This is a genomic window from Streptomyces geranii (assembly GCF_002954775.1).
GTDB classification, from domain to species: Bacteria; Actinomycetota; Actinomycetes; order Streptomycetales; family Streptomycetaceae; genus Streptomyces; species Streptomyces geranii.
Genome location: NZ_PJME01000094.1, coordinates 1 through 15,212, shown reverse-complemented (window position 1 = coordinate 15,212; position 15,212 = coordinate 1). Strand labels below are relative to the sequence as shown.

Annotated in this window: 11 protein-coding genes; 9 read left to right on the top strand and 2 right to left on the bottom strand. The window is 69.4% G+C overall.

The features are described 5' to 3' along the window. Window positions 1–280 precede the first annotated feature (280 nt). Window positions 281–1,321, bottom strand: a complete 1,041-nt coding sequence (locus CW359_RS44390) for an ADP-ribosylglycohydrolase family protein (protein WP_105975951.1) — start codon at window positions 1,319–1,321, stop codon at window positions 281–283. 189 nt (window positions 1,322–1,510) lie between these two features. On the opposite strand from CW359_RS44390, the gene CW359_RS45660 reads away from it, so the two are divergent. From CW359_RS45660 to CW359_RS44380, 3 genes are all read left to right on the top strand, one after another. Next, window positions 1,511–1,657 carry a hypothetical protein gene (locus tag CW359_RS45660; protein ID WP_157968752.1) on the top strand — a complete coding sequence of 49 codons (147 nt, stop codon included), beginning with the start codon at window positions 1,511–1,513 and terminating at the stop codon, window positions 1,655–1,657. 363 nt (window positions 1,658–2,020) lie between these two features. After that, a complete protein-coding gene (gene gltB, locus CW359_RS44385) occupies window positions 2,021–6,646 on the top strand; it encodes a glutamate synthase large subunit (RefSeq protein WP_105975950.1) in 4,626 nt (1,541 codons plus the stop codon). Beyond that, window positions 6,639–8,099 carry a glutamate synthase subunit beta gene (locus tag CW359_RS44380; protein WP_105975949.1) on the top strand — a complete coding sequence of 487 codons (1,461 nt, stop codon included), beginning with the start codon at window positions 6,639–6,641 and terminating at the stop codon, window positions 8,097–8,099. Before gltB ends, CW359_RS44380 begins: the two co-directional genes overlap by 8 nt. 145 nt (window positions 8,100–8,244) lie before the next feature. On the opposite strand, the gene CW359_RS44375 is transcribed toward CW359_RS44380, so the two are convergent. Next, the gene (locus CW359_RS44375) at window positions 8,245–9,084 is read right to left on the bottom strand and encodes a chitosanase (protein ID WP_105975948.1); all 840 of its coding nucleotides are present in this window, start codon (window positions 9,082–9,084) and stop codon (window positions 8,245–8,247) included. Window positions 9,085–9,163: 79 nt separating this feature from the next. Here CW359_RS44375 and CW359_RS44370 point away from each other — a divergent pair, with 79 nt between their 5' ends. The 6 genes from CW359_RS44370 to CW359_RS44345 all read left to right on the top strand — a co-directional run bounded on the left by CW359_RS44370 (window position 9,164) and on the right by CW359_RS44345 (window position 15,083). Beyond that, window positions 9,164–9,883 carry a vWA domain-containing protein gene (locus CW359_RS44370; RefSeq protein ID WP_105975947.1) on the top strand — a complete coding sequence of 240 codons (720 nt, stop codon included), beginning with the start codon at window positions 9,164–9,166 and terminating at the stop codon, window positions 9,881–9,883. An 87-nt stretch (window positions 9,884–9,970) separates the two neighbouring features. Continuing rightward, on the top strand, window positions 9,971–11,611 hold the full coding sequence (gene qcrB / locus CW359_RS44365) for a cytochrome bc1 complex cytochrome b subunit (protein ID WP_105975946.1): 1,641 nt from the start codon (window positions 9,971–9,973) through the stop codon (window positions 11,609–11,611). 78 nt (window positions 11,612–11,689) lie between these two features. Then, window positions 11,690–12,478: an SDR family oxidoreductase gene (locus CW359_RS44360; protein WP_105975945.1), complete on the top strand. Its 789-nt coding sequence runs from the start codon at window positions 11,690–11,692 to the stop codon at window positions 12,476–12,478. 31 nt (window positions 12,479–12,509) lie between these two features. After that, window positions 12,510–13,124, top strand: coding sequence for a TetR/AcrR family transcriptional regulator (locus CW359_RS44355; RefSeq protein WP_105975944.1), 615 nt, complete (start codon window positions 12,510–12,512; stop codon window positions 13,122–13,124). Between the two features lie 43 nt (window positions 13,125–13,167). Continuing rightward, entirely contained in the window at window positions 13,168–14,325 is a 1,158-nt protein-coding gene (locus CW359_RS44350) for an acetyl-CoA C-acetyltransferase (RefSeq protein WP_105975943.1), read from the top strand. Then, the gene (locus tag CW359_RS44345; protein WP_232838882.1) at window positions 14,322–15,083 is read left to right on the top strand and encodes an SDR family oxidoreductase; all 762 of its coding nucleotides are present in this window, start codon (window positions 14,322–14,324) and stop codon (window positions 15,081–15,083) included. The genes CW359_RS44350 and CW359_RS44345 overlap by 4 nt, the downstream gene beginning before the upstream one ends. Window positions 15,084–15,212: the final 129 nt, after the last annotated feature.

Here is a 15,212-nt window from a genome sequence, read left to right as displayed (position 1 = left end):
GTGTGTGCGGGGGAAATCAGCCTGGGCGGGCTTGTCCTCAAGCCGTGGGTGGGTCGGGTGTGTCTGGGGTGCGTGGGTGGGGTGGGTGGCTTTGGGCCGGACCTGTTCTCAAGTCGTGGGTGGGTCGGGTGTGCGTGGGTTCGTCCTCAAGGCTCTTGTGGGCCCGGTGGTGTCGATCCGCGCTGGTGGGAGCGGAGTTGGGGTTCGAGGGTGGCTGGTGGACGGGGTGGAAACGGGTGGGTGGGTGGGAAAGAAGGAAGCTCCTCCTGCGGGACGGTCACTACTGGTCCCGTACCGTTGTCCTCTTCGCGCCCCACTTGCCGCCCTCCCCCGGTGTCAGCAGTTCCGCCACGTCCAGTACGTGGTGGCCTGCCATCGAGGGGAGGCACGTGCCGCGGGCCTCGCCGATTGCCTCCGCCCAGTCCGGGGGGATCGCCGAGGCGCCGTTCGTCGCGCCGGCCAACGCTCCTGCCACCGCCGCCGTCGTGTCGGCGTCGCGGCCCATGTTCACCGCCGTCAGCACCGATTCCCTGAAGTCGCCGTCGGCCGCCGCGTACGCGCCGAAGGCCAGGGCCACCGCCTCCGGGGCCAGGTCGGTCCAGGGGTAGCCGCCGATCACCACCGCGGAGCGCACCGCCCGTTCGCCCCGGTGGGCCACCGCCACCGCCCGGCGCAGCGAACGTGCCGTCCAGCTGTCGTCCGGGACCACCGCCAGCGCCGAGGCCACCACCGCGATCGTCGGGGCGCCCGCCATCGCCGCCGCCACTCCCGCCGCCACCGCCTGGCCGCCGTAGATGCCCTCGCCGTCGTGGCTCACCGAACCGTCGATCGCCACCAGCCGGGCCGCCTCCGCCGGGCGGCCCGCCGCGAAGACGCCGAACGGGGCCGCCCGCATCGCCAGTCCGTCGCTCCACGCGTGGCGATGCTGGGCCGAGATCGGCGCCGCCAGGCCCCTGCGCAGGTTCTCCAGCGTGCCCCGTTCGCTGAAACCGGCGCCCCGGAAGGGACCCTCGTCCCGGTCCGCGATCCACTCGTGCCAGGCCGCCTCCACATGGGCCGGGGTGAGGGCCGAGCCGTGGCGGGCCAGGAGGAGGCCCGAGAAGATCGCGTACTCCGTGTCGTCCGTACCGGAGGGGTTCTCGGCCACGTAGCCGGTGATGCGGCCCCAACGGGCGCGGATCTCGGAGGGCTTCATGTTCTCGGCGGGGGCACCGAGCGCGTCCCCCACTGCCAGACCCAGCAGGGCACCGCGTGCTCTGTCGCGCAGGACGGCGGCGTCTTCGGGCGTCGGGACCGAGGGAATGCAGGCGATCGATGCCATACGCGGCCTCTCCTCCGGAGGGTTCCGGGGGCTCCCTCGCGGGGAGCGGAACCCTTTGCGGAACTGTCCCACCGGAGGCGTTCGCACGAGCCTCAGGCGCCCCAGCGTCACCCGGTCGACATTTGTGCGAGCACTCCTACGGATGAGCGATCACGGTGAAGGCGCAGGTGGAGGTGGCCTTTCTCGGCCGTGGCGGGGGAGTCCGTACGTTGTTCCTGCGGCCCGGTCGGTCTCCTGATCGCCCTCTTCGTCGCCCTCTCCGTCGCCCTCGTCGTCGCTCTCGTGGTCGGTGTGACGTACGCCCTGGGCAACCCGACCGAGGCGGCCGTACGATAAGGAAACGTGCACTTATGCGTTGGGCCGTATAAGTAGCCGTTACTCGCTGGTTTCGAACGCTTAACCACTGGGCATGAGCCGTAAGCGCTGTGGGCAACGAAGCCTGCGGCGCACCCCGCGAGGTGGGCGACGGAGCTCCCCTTGCCATGGGTCGAAGGACATCGATCTGTCCGCTTCGCCCCCCATTACTTCCACCGCAGCGCGGTCATCACGCCGCGCACGACGGTGTCCGCATGTTGGTACGTAGTATCCGGTTCCCGAGAACCGTCCCATCATGTAACCTGCACGAAATTTTGCACTCCAAGAGGGCCAACGTCGTCCCTCGGCTAATGCATATGCCACACGACGACGACGGGAGAGCCGATGCGTACGCCGCGCCAGCCGTCCCAGCATTCCGAGAATGGCCAGAAGTGGTCCTTCATGGATGCTCGCCCTGCTGCGCAGGGTATGTACGACCCCCGTAACGAGCACGACGCCTGTGGCGTCGGCTTCGTGGCCACCCTCACCGGCGAGGCGAGCCACACGCTGGTCGAGCAGGCGCTCACGGTTCTCCGCAATCTGGAGCACCGAGGTGCCACCGGCTCCGAGCCCGACTCCGGTGACGGCGCCGGCATTCTCTCCCAGGTCCCCGACGCCTTCTTCCGTGAGGTGGCCGAATTCGAGCTGCCCGAGGCCGGCTCCTATGCGGTTGGTATCGCCTTCCTTCCGGAGGAGGCGGGGGCGACCGACGCGGGTCCGACTCTCGCCGAGGCCGTCTCACGTATCGAGACGATCGCCGGCGACGAAGGCCTCGAAGTCCTCGGCTGGCGTGAGGTGCCGACCGCCCCCGGGCTCCTCGGTGCCACCGCCCGTTCGACGATGCCCGCCTTCCGGCAGATCTTCGTCGCGGACGGCGCCGCCGTGCCCGCCACCGGCATCGACCTCGACCGCAAGGCCTTCGCGCTGCGCAAGCGCGCCGAGCGCGAGGTCGGCGTCTACTTCCCCTCGCTCTCCGCGCGGACCATCGTCTACAAGGGCATGCTGACCACCGGCCAGCTGGAGCCCTTCTTCCCCGACCTGTCCGACCGCCGCTTCGCGTCGGCCGTCGCGCTCGTCCACTCGCGCTTCTCCACGAACACCTTCCCGTCGTGGCCGCTCGCCCACCCGTACCGCTTCGTCGCGCACAACGGCGAGATCAACACGGTCAAGGGCAACCGCAACTGGATGGCCGCGCGCGAGTCGCAGCTGGTCAGCGACCTGTTCGGCGACAAGGGTCTGGAGCGCGTCTTCCCCATCTGTACGCCGGACGCCTCCGACTCGGCGTCCTTCGACGAGGTGCTCGAACTGCTCCACCTCGGTGGCCGTTCGCTGCCGCACTCCGTGCTGATGATGATCCCGGAGGCGTGGGAGAACCACGGCACGATGGATCCGGCCCAGCGCGCCTTCTACCAGTTCCACTCCACGATGATGGAGCCCTGGGACGGCCCGGCCTGTGTCACCTTCACCGACGGCGTCCAGGTCGGCGCGGTCCTCGACCGCAACGGACTGCGCCCCGGCCGCTACTGGGTCACCGACGAGGGCCTCGTCGTCCTCGGCTCCGAGGTCGGCGTCCTCGACATCGACCCCGCGAAGGTCGTCCGCAAGGGCCGCCTGCAGCCCGGCAAGATGTTCCTCGTCGACACCGCCGAGCACCGCATCATCGAGGACGACGAGATCAAGGCCGGCCTCGCCGCCGAGCAGCCGTACGCGGAGTGGCTCGAAGCCGGTGAGATCGAGCTGTCCGACCTGCCCGAGCGCGAGCACATCGTGCACACCCACGCCTCGGTCACCCGGCGCCAGCAGACCTTCGGTTACACCGAGGAGGAGCTGCGCGTCATCATCGCGCCGATGGCCAAGACCGGCGGCGAGCCGCTCGGTTCCATGGGCACCGACTCGCCGATCGCCGCGCTGAGCGAGCGCCCGCGACTGCTCTTCGACTACTTCACCCAGCTGTTCGCGCAGGTCACCAACCCGCCGCTGGACGCCATCCGCGAGGAACTGGTCACCAGCCTGCGCTCCTCCCTCGGCCCCGCCAGCAACCTGCTTGAGCCGACCGCCGCCTCCTGTCGTAGCGTCACCCTGCCCTTCCCGGTGATCGACAACGACGAGTTGGCCAAGCTCATCCACATCAACGCCGACGGCGACATGCCCGGCATGAAGGCCGCGACCCTCTCCGGCCTCTACCGGGTCAGCGGCGGCGGCGACTCCCTCGCCGCCCGCATCGACGAGATCTGCGCCGAGGCCGACGCGGCCATCGACAACGGCGCTCGTCTCATCGTGCTGTCGGACCGGCACTCGGACGCAGAGCACGCGCCGATCCCCTCGCTGCTGCTCACCGCCGCCGTCCACCACCACCTCATCCGCACCAAGCAGCGCACCCAGGTGGGCCTGCTGGTCGAGGCCGGTGACGTCCGCGAGGTCCACCACGTCGCCCTGCTCATAGGCTTCGGCGCCGCCGCCGTGAACCCGTACCTGGCGATGGAGTCCGTAGAGGACCTGGTCCGCGCCGGTACGTTCCTGCCCGGCATCGAGCCCGAGCAGGCCATCCGCAACCTGATCTACGCGCTCGGCAAGGGCGTCCTCAAGGTCATGTCCAAGATGGGCATCTCGACCGTCGCCTCCTACAGGGGCGCCCAGGTCTTCGAGGCCGTCGGTCTCGACACCGCCTTCGTCGGCAAGTACTTCCTCGGCACCGCCACCAAGATCGGCGGCGTCGGCATCGACGTCATCGCCAAGGAGGTCGCCGCCCGGCACGCCAAGGCGTACCCCGCCTCCGGCATCGCGCCCGCGCACCGCGCTCTCGACATAGGCGGCGAGTACCAGTGGCGCCGCGAGGGCGAGCCGCACCTGTTCGACCCGGAGACGGTCTTCCGTCTCCAGCACTCCACGCGCACCCGCCGCTACGACATCTTCAAGAAGTACACGGACCGGGTGAACGAGCAGTCCGAGCGGCTCATGACCCTCCGCGGGCTCTTCGGCTTCAAGTCAGACCGCCCCTCGATCTCCATCGACGAGGTCGAGCCGGTCAGCGAGATCGTCAAGCGGTTCTCCACCGGCGCCATGTCGTACGGCTCCATCTCGCTGGAGGCGCACGAGACGCTCGCCATCGCCATGAACCAGTTGGGCGCCAAGTCCAACACCGGTGAGGGCGGCGAGGACCCGGACCGTCTGTACGACCCCGCGCGCCGGTCCAGCATCAAGCAGGTCGCGTCCGGCCGCTTCGGTGTGACCAGCGAATACCTGGTCAACGCGGACGACATCCAGATCAAGATGGCCCAGGGTGCGAAGCCGGGTGAGGGCGGGCAGTTGCCCGGCCACAAGGTCTACCCGTGGGTCGCCAAGACGCGGCACTCCACCCCCGGTGTCGGGCTCATCTCGCCGCCGCCGCACCACGACATCTACTCCATCGAGGACCTCGCCCAGCTCATCCACGACCTGAAGAACGCGAACCCGCAGGCGCGGATCCACGTGAAGCTGGTCTCCGAGGTCGGCGTCGGTACCGTCGCCGCCGGTGTGTCGAAGGCGCACGCCGATGTCGTCCTCATCTCCGGGCACGACGGCGGTACGGGTGCTTCTCCCCTTACCTCCCTGAAGCACGCGGGCGGTCCCTGGGAGCTGGGCCTCGCCGAGACGCAGCAGACGCTGCTGCTCAACGGGTTGCGCGACCGGATCGTCGTACAGACCGACGGTCAGCTCAAGACCGGCCGTGATGTCGTCATCGCCGCGCTGCTCGGCGCCGAGGAGTTCGGTTTCGCGACCGCGCCGCTCGTCGTCTCCGGCTGCGTCATGATGCGCGTCTGCCACCTCGACACCTGCCCGGTCGGCATCGCCACGCAGAACCCGGTGCTCCGCGACCGGTTCGCGGGCAAGGCCGAGTACGTCGTGAACTTCTTCCAGTTCATCGCCGAGGAGGTCCGCGAGATCCTCGCCGAGCTGGGCTTCCGCACCATCGAGGAGGCCGTCGGCCAGGCCGGCACGCTCGACGTCGAGCGCGCCGTCAACCACTGGAAGGCGCAGGGCCTGGACTTGGCCCCCCTCTTCTACGTGCCCGAACTGCCCGAGGGCGCCGCCCTCCACCAGGTCATCGAGCAGGACCACGGCCTGGAGAAGGCGCTCGACAACGAGCTGATCAAGCTCGCCGCCGACGCCCTCGCCGCGAACAGCGCGACCGACGCCCAGCCGGTCCGCGCCCAGGTCGCCATCCGCAACATCAACCGCACGGTCGGCACGATGCTCGGCCACGAGGTGACGAAGAAGTTCGGTGGGGCGGGCCTGCCCGACGACACCATCGACATCACCTTCACGGGCTCCGCCGGCCAGTCCTTCGGCGCCTTCCTGCCGCGCGGTGTCACCCTGCGCCTCGAAGGCGACGCCAACGACTACGTCGGCAAGGGGCTCTCCGGTGGCCGGGTCGTCGTCCGCCCGGACCGGGGTGCCGACCACCTCGCCGAGTTCTCGACGATCGCGGGCAACACCATCGCGTACGGCGCGACCGGCGGCGAACTGTTCCTGCGCGGCCGTACGGGCGAGCGGTTCTGTGTCCGCAACTCCGGTGCCACGGTGGTCTCCGAGGGCGTGGGCGACCACGGCTGCGAGTACATGACCGGCGGTCACGCGGTCGTCCTCGGCGAGACGGGACGCAACTTCGCGGCCGGTATGTCCGGCGGTATCGCGTACGTCATCGACCTGGACCGCGACAACGTCAACGTCGGCAACGTGGACGCGGTCGAGGCCCTCGACGACGCCGACAAGAAGTGGCTGCACGATGTCGTGCGCCGGCACCAGGAGGAGAGCGGCTCCACGGTCGCCGAGAAGCTCCTGGCCGAGTGGGACGTCGCCGTCCAGCGCTTCAGCAAGATCATCCCCAGCACGTACAAGGCAGTGCTCGCCGCCAAGGCCGCCGCCGAGCAGGCCGGTCTCACGGAGACCGAGATCACCGAGAAGATGATGGAGGCGGCGATCAATGGCTGACCCGAAGGGTTTCCTCAACCACGGGCGCGAGGTCGCCAAGTCCCGCCCCGTGGACGTACGTCTCAAGGACTGGAACGAGGTCTACGTTCCCGGTTCGCTCCTGCCGATCATCAGCAAGCAGGCCGGCCGCTGCATGGACTGCGGTATCCCGTTCTGTCACAACGGCTGTCCGCTGGGGAACCTGATCCCCGAGTGGAACGACTACGCCTACCGCGAGGACTGGACGTCGGCGTCCGAGCGCCTGCACGCCACCAACAACTTCCCGGAGTTCACCGGCCGTCTGTGCCCGGCTCCGTGCGAGTCGGCGTGCGTGCTGGGCATCAACCAGCCCGCGGTCACCATCAAGAACGTCGAGGTCTCGATCATCGACAAGGCCTGGGAGACGGGCGACGTCGCCCCCCAGGCCCCGGAGCGCCTCTCCGGCAAGACGGTCGCGGTCATCGGCTCGGGCCCGGCGGGTCTCGCCGCCGCCCAGCAGCTGACCCGGGCCGGTCACACGGTCGCGGTGTACGAGCGCGCCGACCGCATCGGCGGCCTCCTGCGCTACGGCATCCCCGAGTTCAAGATGGAGAAGCGGCACATCAACCGCCGTATCGAACAGATGCGCGCGGAAGGCACCCGCTTCCGTACGGGCATCGAGATCGGCCGCGACCTCAAGGCGACGGACCTGCGCAAGCGGTACGACGCCGTCGTGATCGCCGCCGGTGCGACGACCGCCCGTGATCTCCCCGTCCCCGGGCGGGAGTTGACGGGCGTCTACCAGGCGATGGAGTACCTGCCCCTGGCCAACAAGGTCCAGGAGGGCGACTTCGTGGCCCCGCCTGTCACCGCCGAGGGCAAGCACGTGGTCGTGATCGGCGGCGGCGACACCGGCGCGGACTGCGTGGGCACCGCCCACCGCCAGGGCGCGGCCTCCGTCACCCAGCTGGAGATCATGCCGCAGCCGGGTGAGGAGCGGAACCCGGGCCAGCCCTGGCCGACGTTCCCCATGCTCTACAAGGTCACCTCGGCGCACGAGGAGGGCGGCGAGCGGGTCTACTCCGTCTCGACCACCCACTTCGAGGGCGACGAGCACGGCAACGTGCAGTGGCTGCACCTCACCGAGGTCGAGTTCGTCGACGGCAAGCTGACCCAGAAGCCGGGCACGGAGCGCAAGATCCCCGCCCAGCTGGTCACCCTCGCCATGGGCTTCACCGGCACCGACCAGGACAACGGCCTCGTCTCGCAGTTCGGCCTGGACCTCGACGAGCGCGGCAACATCGCCCGCGACGCCGACTTCGCGACCAACGTCCCCGGCGTGTACGTCGCCGGTGACGCCGGCCGCGGTCAGTCCCTCATCGTGTGGGCCATCGCCGAGGGCCGCTCGGCGGCGCGCGGAGTCGACCGCTTCCTGACGGGCGCGAGCGAACTCCCGGCCCCGATCCGCCCGACGGACCGTTCCCTGATGGTCTGACGGTCATGAGAGTGGCCTGACGGTCACCCCACAGACGTCCCGTACAAAGGCGTACGGAACGAACAACCACGGCGCTCGCCACAGTCCCCGACCGGACGTGGCGGGCGCCGTGGCACGTCCGACGGCAAGCCGTAGGGCACAAGTCCTAGGGCACCTTGAACGTGGTCCCGTACACCTTCCACTCCAGCGGTGTGTGCAGATCGAGGTTCCCCGCGTCGAGGAAGCGCCGCTGGGCCGTGTCGACGCGGCTGGTGTCGACGTCCGGCCACTTGTCCAGCATCGCCTTGCGCCGGACGTCGAGGAACGCGCGCAGATACGTCTTCTCGTCGCCGCCCGCCGCCGGGCTGGCGGCCTCCTTCTTGGCGGCGGCACGGATGCCGCCCAGGCTGAACCAGTCCTCGCCCGGCCCGTGGTAGACCATCGCGTCGTAGTAGACGAACTGGCCCAGCAGCCCCAGCCCGTCCTCGACGGCGAGCCGCAGCGCCGGTTCGAAATAGCCCTTGTCCCGCTTCGCGTCCTGGGCCGCGCGGAACGCCGCGACCTTCGACTCCTTCTTCCAGGCTGCCGGGAAACCGGGGTCGAGCCCCTCGTGCGAGTCCGTGCCGTCGACCGCGCGCAGCGCCGGTATATAGGGCGCGAGGGCGTTGTCCGGGTGCTCCTGCGTGTACTCCTCGACGAGCGCGAGCAGGTCGTGCGTGCCGGTGCAGAAGCCGATGATGCCGGCCGTGTAACCCTGCCCGTCGCCGATGTCCTCGACATAGCCGTACGCACTGCGCCAGTCCAGCGTGCCGTTCTCGGCGCTCGCCACGATCCGGTGGGCCAGCTCCTTCTTCGGCGGGTCGACGAGCGTGGACTCCGCGTCCAGCGGGCTTTCCTCCACACGCGTGACCTCGGGACCGCGCGGGGTGTCCGACGCGACGGACAGACACGCGGTCGTCGCCAGCAACGGCACCACGGCGAGGAGGAGAACGCCGGTTCGTTTCATGGGGCACAGGGTACGTGGGAGGATCACCCGCCCGGGTGACGTACCCTCGCATTCCATCAGGGAACGGGGGGAGCCGCGTATGGCCGCGATCAGTCTCACCAAGGTGCAGGAGAGCGCGCCCGCGCTGGTCAGCCTCTACAAGAGCGCCGGGGCGGCCGTGGACCGGCACGGGCTGGACGGTCAACCCGCCGCCGTCTATCTGGTGGTCGACTACTCCGGCTCCATGAAGCCCTACTACAAGGACGGCAGCGTGCAGTCGCTCGCCGACCGGGTGCTGGGGCTCGCAGCCCACTTCGACGACGACGGGACGGTTCCCGTCGTCTTCTTCTCCACCGACATCGACGCCGTGACCGCTATCGCGCTCGACGACCACGCGGGCAGCGTCGACCGGATCGTTTCCGGGCTCGGCCACATGGGCAAGACCAGCTACCACCTCGCCATGGACGCCGTCATCGAGCACTACCTCGACAGCGGGTCGACGGCTCCCGCGCTGGTCGTCTTCCAGACCGACGGCGGCCCGATCAACAAGCTGGCCGCCGAACGGTACGTCTGCAAGTCGGCCAGGCTGCCCCTGTTCTGGCAGTTCATCGGCTTCGGCGACGCGTCGAGCAAGCAGTTCGACTTCCTGCGCAAGCTCGACGAGTTGGCGGTGCCGGGGCGCCGGGTGGTCGACAACGCCGGTTTCTTCCACGCCGGTTCGGATCCGCGTGCCGTGTCCGACGACGAGTTGTACGACCGGCTGGTGGGCGAGTTCCCGAAGTGGCTGGTCGCCGCGCGGGCGGCGGGGATCGTCGACTGACACCGGCGTACGAGGCGGTGTACGCACCGTTGGCACAAGTGTGCGGCCGTGCCACCCTGAGGATGATCCGAGGGGGAGGCAGTACGGATGAACACGGCTGTGGGAAAAGGGAGTTCGGCACGCAGGGGTGAGCCCCCGAAGGGCGAGAAGTTAGCCGACTGGGCCGACGGGCGGCTGGGCCTCTACGCCATCGCCAAGGCCAACATGCGCAAGGTCTTCCCGGACCACTGGTCCTTCATGCTCGGCGAGATCTGCCTCTACAGCTTCCTCATCCTGATCCTCACCGGCGTCTACCTCACCCTCTTCTTCGAACCGAGCGGCGTCGAGGTCGTCTACAACGGTTCCTACACCCCGCTCAACGGCGTCATCATGACCAGGGCGTACGAGTCCACGCTGGACATCAGTTTCGACGTACGCGGCGGACTGCTGATCCGGCAGATCCACCACTGGGCGGCGCTGGTCTTCGTCGCCGGGATGCTCATCCACATGATGCGCGTCTTCTTCACCGGCGCCTTCCGCAAGCCGCGCGAGCTGAACTGGGCGTTCGGCTGGACCCTGTTGTTCCTCGGCATCATCACCGGCCTGACCGGCTACTCGCTCCCCGACGACCTGCTCTCCGGCACCGGCCTGCGCTTCGCCGACGGCGCGATCCTGTCCGTCCCGGTGGTGGGGACGTACCTCTCGATGTTCCTGTTCGGCGGGGAGTTCCCGGGCCACGACATCATCTCGCGGCTCTTCCCGATCCACGTCCTGCTGCTGCCGGGGATCATGCTGGGGCTGGTCGTCGCCCATCTGATCCTCGTCTTCTACCACAAGCACACGCAGTACCCGGGCCCCGGCCGCGACCAGAAAACCGTCGTCGGCATGCCCTTCCTGCCGGTCTACATGGCGAAGGCGGGTGGCTTCTTCTTCCTCGTCTTCGGGGTGCTGGCGGTGCTCGGCGGCATCGCGAGCATCAACCCCGTATGGGCGTTCGGTCCGTACCGCGCCGACCTGGTCACCACCGGCGCCCAACCCGACTGGTACCTCGGCTTCTCCGAGGGCCTGATCCGGGTGATGCCCGGCTGGGAGATCAACGCCTGGGGCCACACCCTCGCGCTGGGCGTCTTCATCCCCTTCTCCCTCTTCCCGCTGATCATGGCGGCCATCGGCGTGTACCCGTTCATCGAGGCCTGGATCACCGGCGACAAACGCGAGCACCACATCCTCGACCGGCCGCGGAACGTCCCCGTCCGTACGGGACTCGGCGTGGCCTGGCTGAGTCTGTACGGCGTGCTGCTGATCGGCGGCGGCAACGACATCGTGGCCACGCATCTGCATCTGTCGATCAACGCGATCACCTGGTTCGTGCGGATCGGCTTCTTCGTCGTGCCGGTGCTCGCGTTCGTCGTGACGAAACGGATCTGCCTGGGCCTCCAGCGCGCCGACCGCGAAAAGGTGCTGCACGGCAGGGAGACCGGCACGATCAAACGCCTCCCGCACGGCGAGTACGTCGAGATCCACGAACCCCTCCCGCAGGAGGCCCTGTTCACCCTCACCCAGCACGAACAGGAGCCGCCGTACGAGATCGGCCCGCTCGTCGACGCGAACGGCGTCCGCCGCAGGGTCGGCCCCGGGCAGCGGCTGCGGGCCCGACTGGCGCGGTCGATGTTCGGCCCCGACACCCGGATCCCGAAGCCGACGGTCGAGGAGTACCGGGAGATCACGAGCGGGGACCACCACCACTGAGTCCACTGAGTCCATGAGCGACAGGTTCATCGGCGATCGACCTTCCCTAACAAGTGTTTGGTAGGTTACGGTGGCTCCATGGGAGACGTCGACAGTCCGGCGTACGTGTCCGGGCATGGGCTGCTGAAGGGGCGCACCGCCGTGATCACGGCCGCCGCGGGCGCCGGGATCGGCGGGGCCACCGCCCGCCGGTTCCTGGAGGAGGGCGCGCGCGTGCTGATCAGCGACGCGCACGCGCGACGGCTCAAGGAGTACGAGGGTGAGCTGGCCGCCGAGTTCCAGGGCGCCGTCGACTCACTCCCGTGCGACGTGACCGACGAGGGCCAGGTGCGGGCGCTGTTCGACGCCGCCGTGGCGGCGCACGGGCGGCTCGACATAGTCGTCAACAACGCCGGTCTCGGCGGCACTTCGGCCCTCGTCGACATGACGGACGAGCAGTGGTCGAGGGTGCTGGACGTGACGTTGAACGGCACGTTCCGGTGCGTACGGGCGGCGTTGCGGGCCTACCGGGAGGGCGGCTGGGGCGGGGTGGTCGTGAACAACGCGTCCGTCGTCGGCTGGCGGGCCCAGGCCGGGCAGGCGCACTACGCCGCCGCGAAGGCGGGCGTCATGGCGCTGACCCGGAGCGCGGCGATAGAAGCGGCGGAGTACGGCGTCCGGGTCAACGCGGTGTCGCCGAGCCTCGCCATGCATCCGCACCTGGTGAAGGTGACGACCCCCGAACTCCTGGCCGAACTGACGGCCAGAGAGGCCTTCGGGCGGTACGCCGAGCCCTGGGAGGTGGCCAACGTGATCGTGTTCCTGGCGTCCGGCTACTCCTCGTACATGACGGGGGAAGTCGTCTCCGTCAGCAACCAGCACCCCTAGGACGACTCATGCCGGGGACCACAATGGACACGTGCCTCCTACGAAGAAGAAGCCCCAGGTGACCGCCGTGCCCGCCCGTCGCCACGAACTCCTCGCCACCGCGGCCGAGGTCTTCGCCGAACAGGGCTACAACGCCACCACCGTACGCAAGATCGCGGACCACGCCGGCATGCTCGCGGGCAGCCTCTACTACCACTTCGACTCCAAGGAATCGATGCTGGAGGAGATCCTGCGCACCTTCCTCGACGAGCTGTGGCACGGCTACGACTCCGTCCTGGACGCCGAGTCCGGGCCGCGCGAGACGCTGGAGGCGCTGGTCACCGAGTCCTTCCGGGAGATCGACCGGCACCGCGCCGCCGTCGCGATCTACCAGAAGGAGAGCAGGCAGCTGGTCGCGCAGGAGCGGTTCGCGTTCCTCGCCGAGTCGCAGCGCAAGTTCGAGAAGGCGTGGCTGTCCACGCTGGAACGCGGGGTCGCCGCCGAGGTCTTCCGCGCCGACCTCGACATCCGCCTCACGTACCGCTTCGTGCGCGACACGGTGTGGGTCGCCGCGTCCTGGTACCGGCCGGGCGGACAGCACAGGCCCGAGGAGATCGCCCGGCAGTACCTGTCGATGGTGCTGGACGGGATCGCCGTACGCAGTTGAGTCCATCACTCGTGTAACTCATAGGGGAGTCTGGGGAGTTGCCATGGCCGAGGCCTATGTCGTCGAAGCGGTCCGTACGCCTGTGGGGCGGCGCGGAGGTGGTCTGAGCGGGGTGCATCCCGCCGACCTGGGCGCGCACGCGCTGACGGCGCTCATGTCGCGGTCCGGGGTGGACCCGGCCGCCGTGGAGGACGTCGTCTTCGGATGCCTGGACACGGTGGGGCCGCAGGCCGGTGACATCGCCCGCACCAGCTGGCTGGCCGCCGGGCTGCCCGAGGAGGTGCCGGGGGTGACGGTCGACCGGCAGTGCGGTTCTTCGCAGCAGGCGGTCCACTTCGCGGCGCAGGCGGTCCTCTCCGGCACCCAGGACCTGGTCGTCGCGGGCGGCGTCCAGAACATGTCGCTGATCCCGATCGCCTTCGCCTCCCGCCAGGCGGCCCTGCCCCTGGGGCTGACGGAGGGCCCGTTCGCGGGCAGCGTCGGCTGGCGGGCGCGGTACGGGGACCGGCCGGTGAACCAGTTCGCGGGCGCCGAGATGATCGCCGCGAAGTGGGGCATCAGCAGGCTGGACCAGGAGGAGTACGCGCTGCTGTCCCACGAGCGGGCGGTGCGGGCGATCGACGAGGGCCGTTTCGCGCGCGAGACGGTGGCCTACGAGACGGTGACGGTGGACGAGGGCCCGCGCAGGGACACGTCCCTGGAGAAGATGGCGGGCCTGAAACCGGTGATCGAGGGCGGCACGATCACGGCTGCCTGCTCGTCCCAGGTGTCCGACGGTGCCGCCGCGATGCTGATCGCCTCCGAGCGGGCGGTACGGGAGCACGGCCTGCGCCCGAGGGCTCGCATCCACCACCTCTCGGTCAGGGGCGAGGACCCGATCCGCATGCTGTCGGCCCCGATCCCGGCCACCGCGCACGCCCTGAAGAAGACCGGCCTGTCCATCGACGACATCGACCTGGTGGAGATCAACGAGGCGTTCGCACCGGTGGTGTTGGCGTGGCTGAAGGAGACGGGCGCGGACCCGGAGCGGGTCAACGTCAACGGCGGGGCGATAGCCCTCGGCCATCCCCTGGGCGCGACCGGCGTGAAGCTGATGACGACCTTGCTGCATGAACTGGAGCGCACGGGGGGCCGGTTCGGGCTCCAGACGATGTGCGAGGGCGGGGGACAGGCGAACGTGACGATCATCGAGCGGCTTTGAGTGCTCCGGGGGCCGACCTGAAGGGGCGGGTCGCGCTGGTCACCGGCGGTACGCGCGGGGTGGGCGCGGGGATCGCTCGGGCGCTTGCCGAAGCTGGGGCCGAGGTCCTGGTGTGCGCCCGCAGGCCGCCTGAAGTGCCGTTGCCCGGGGTGGAGTTCACAGAGGTCGATCTGCGGGACCGGGCGGCCGTGTACGACTTCGTCGGGGGGCTGTCGCGCCTCGACGTGCTGGTCAACAACGTGGGGGGTAGTCCCTATCGGCCGATGGAGGGGGCCGGCGAAAGGGAGGCCGAGCGGCATGTCCGTGTCGTCGAGCTGAATCTGATCACGCCTCTCACGGTGTCCCTCGCCGCGTACGAGCACCTGAAACGGGCCCGGGGGTCTGTCGTGATGATCGGCAGCGTGAGCGGCAGCCGTCCGTCGCCGGGGACCGCCGCGTACGGGGCGGCCAAGGCGGGGCTGGAGCACCTGGCTCGGTCGATGGCAGTGGAGTGGGCGCCGGAGGTGCGGGTCAACACGGTGGTGGTCGGCATGGTCCGCACAGAACAGTCCCACCTGCACTACGGCGGCCCCGAGGGCGTCGACGCGGTCGCCCGCACGGTGCCGGTCGGGCGGTTGGCGGAGCCGTCGGACATCGGGGCGGCGGTGGTGTTCCTGGCGTCGGATGCGGCGGGGTATGTGAGTGGGGCGAGCCTGTTGGTGCACGGCGGGGGAGAACGGCCGGCGTTCTTGGACGCGGCGACGGCCAACAGGGTGTGAGGGGGCTGGGCGTTGGTTTTTTCGCCCCCGCCGCCCCTACCCGTCCCATCCTTCGGGGGCTCCGCCCCCGAACCCCCTTCGTCCTCAAACGCCGGACGGGCTAGATCTTTCAGCCCGTCCGGCGTTTGA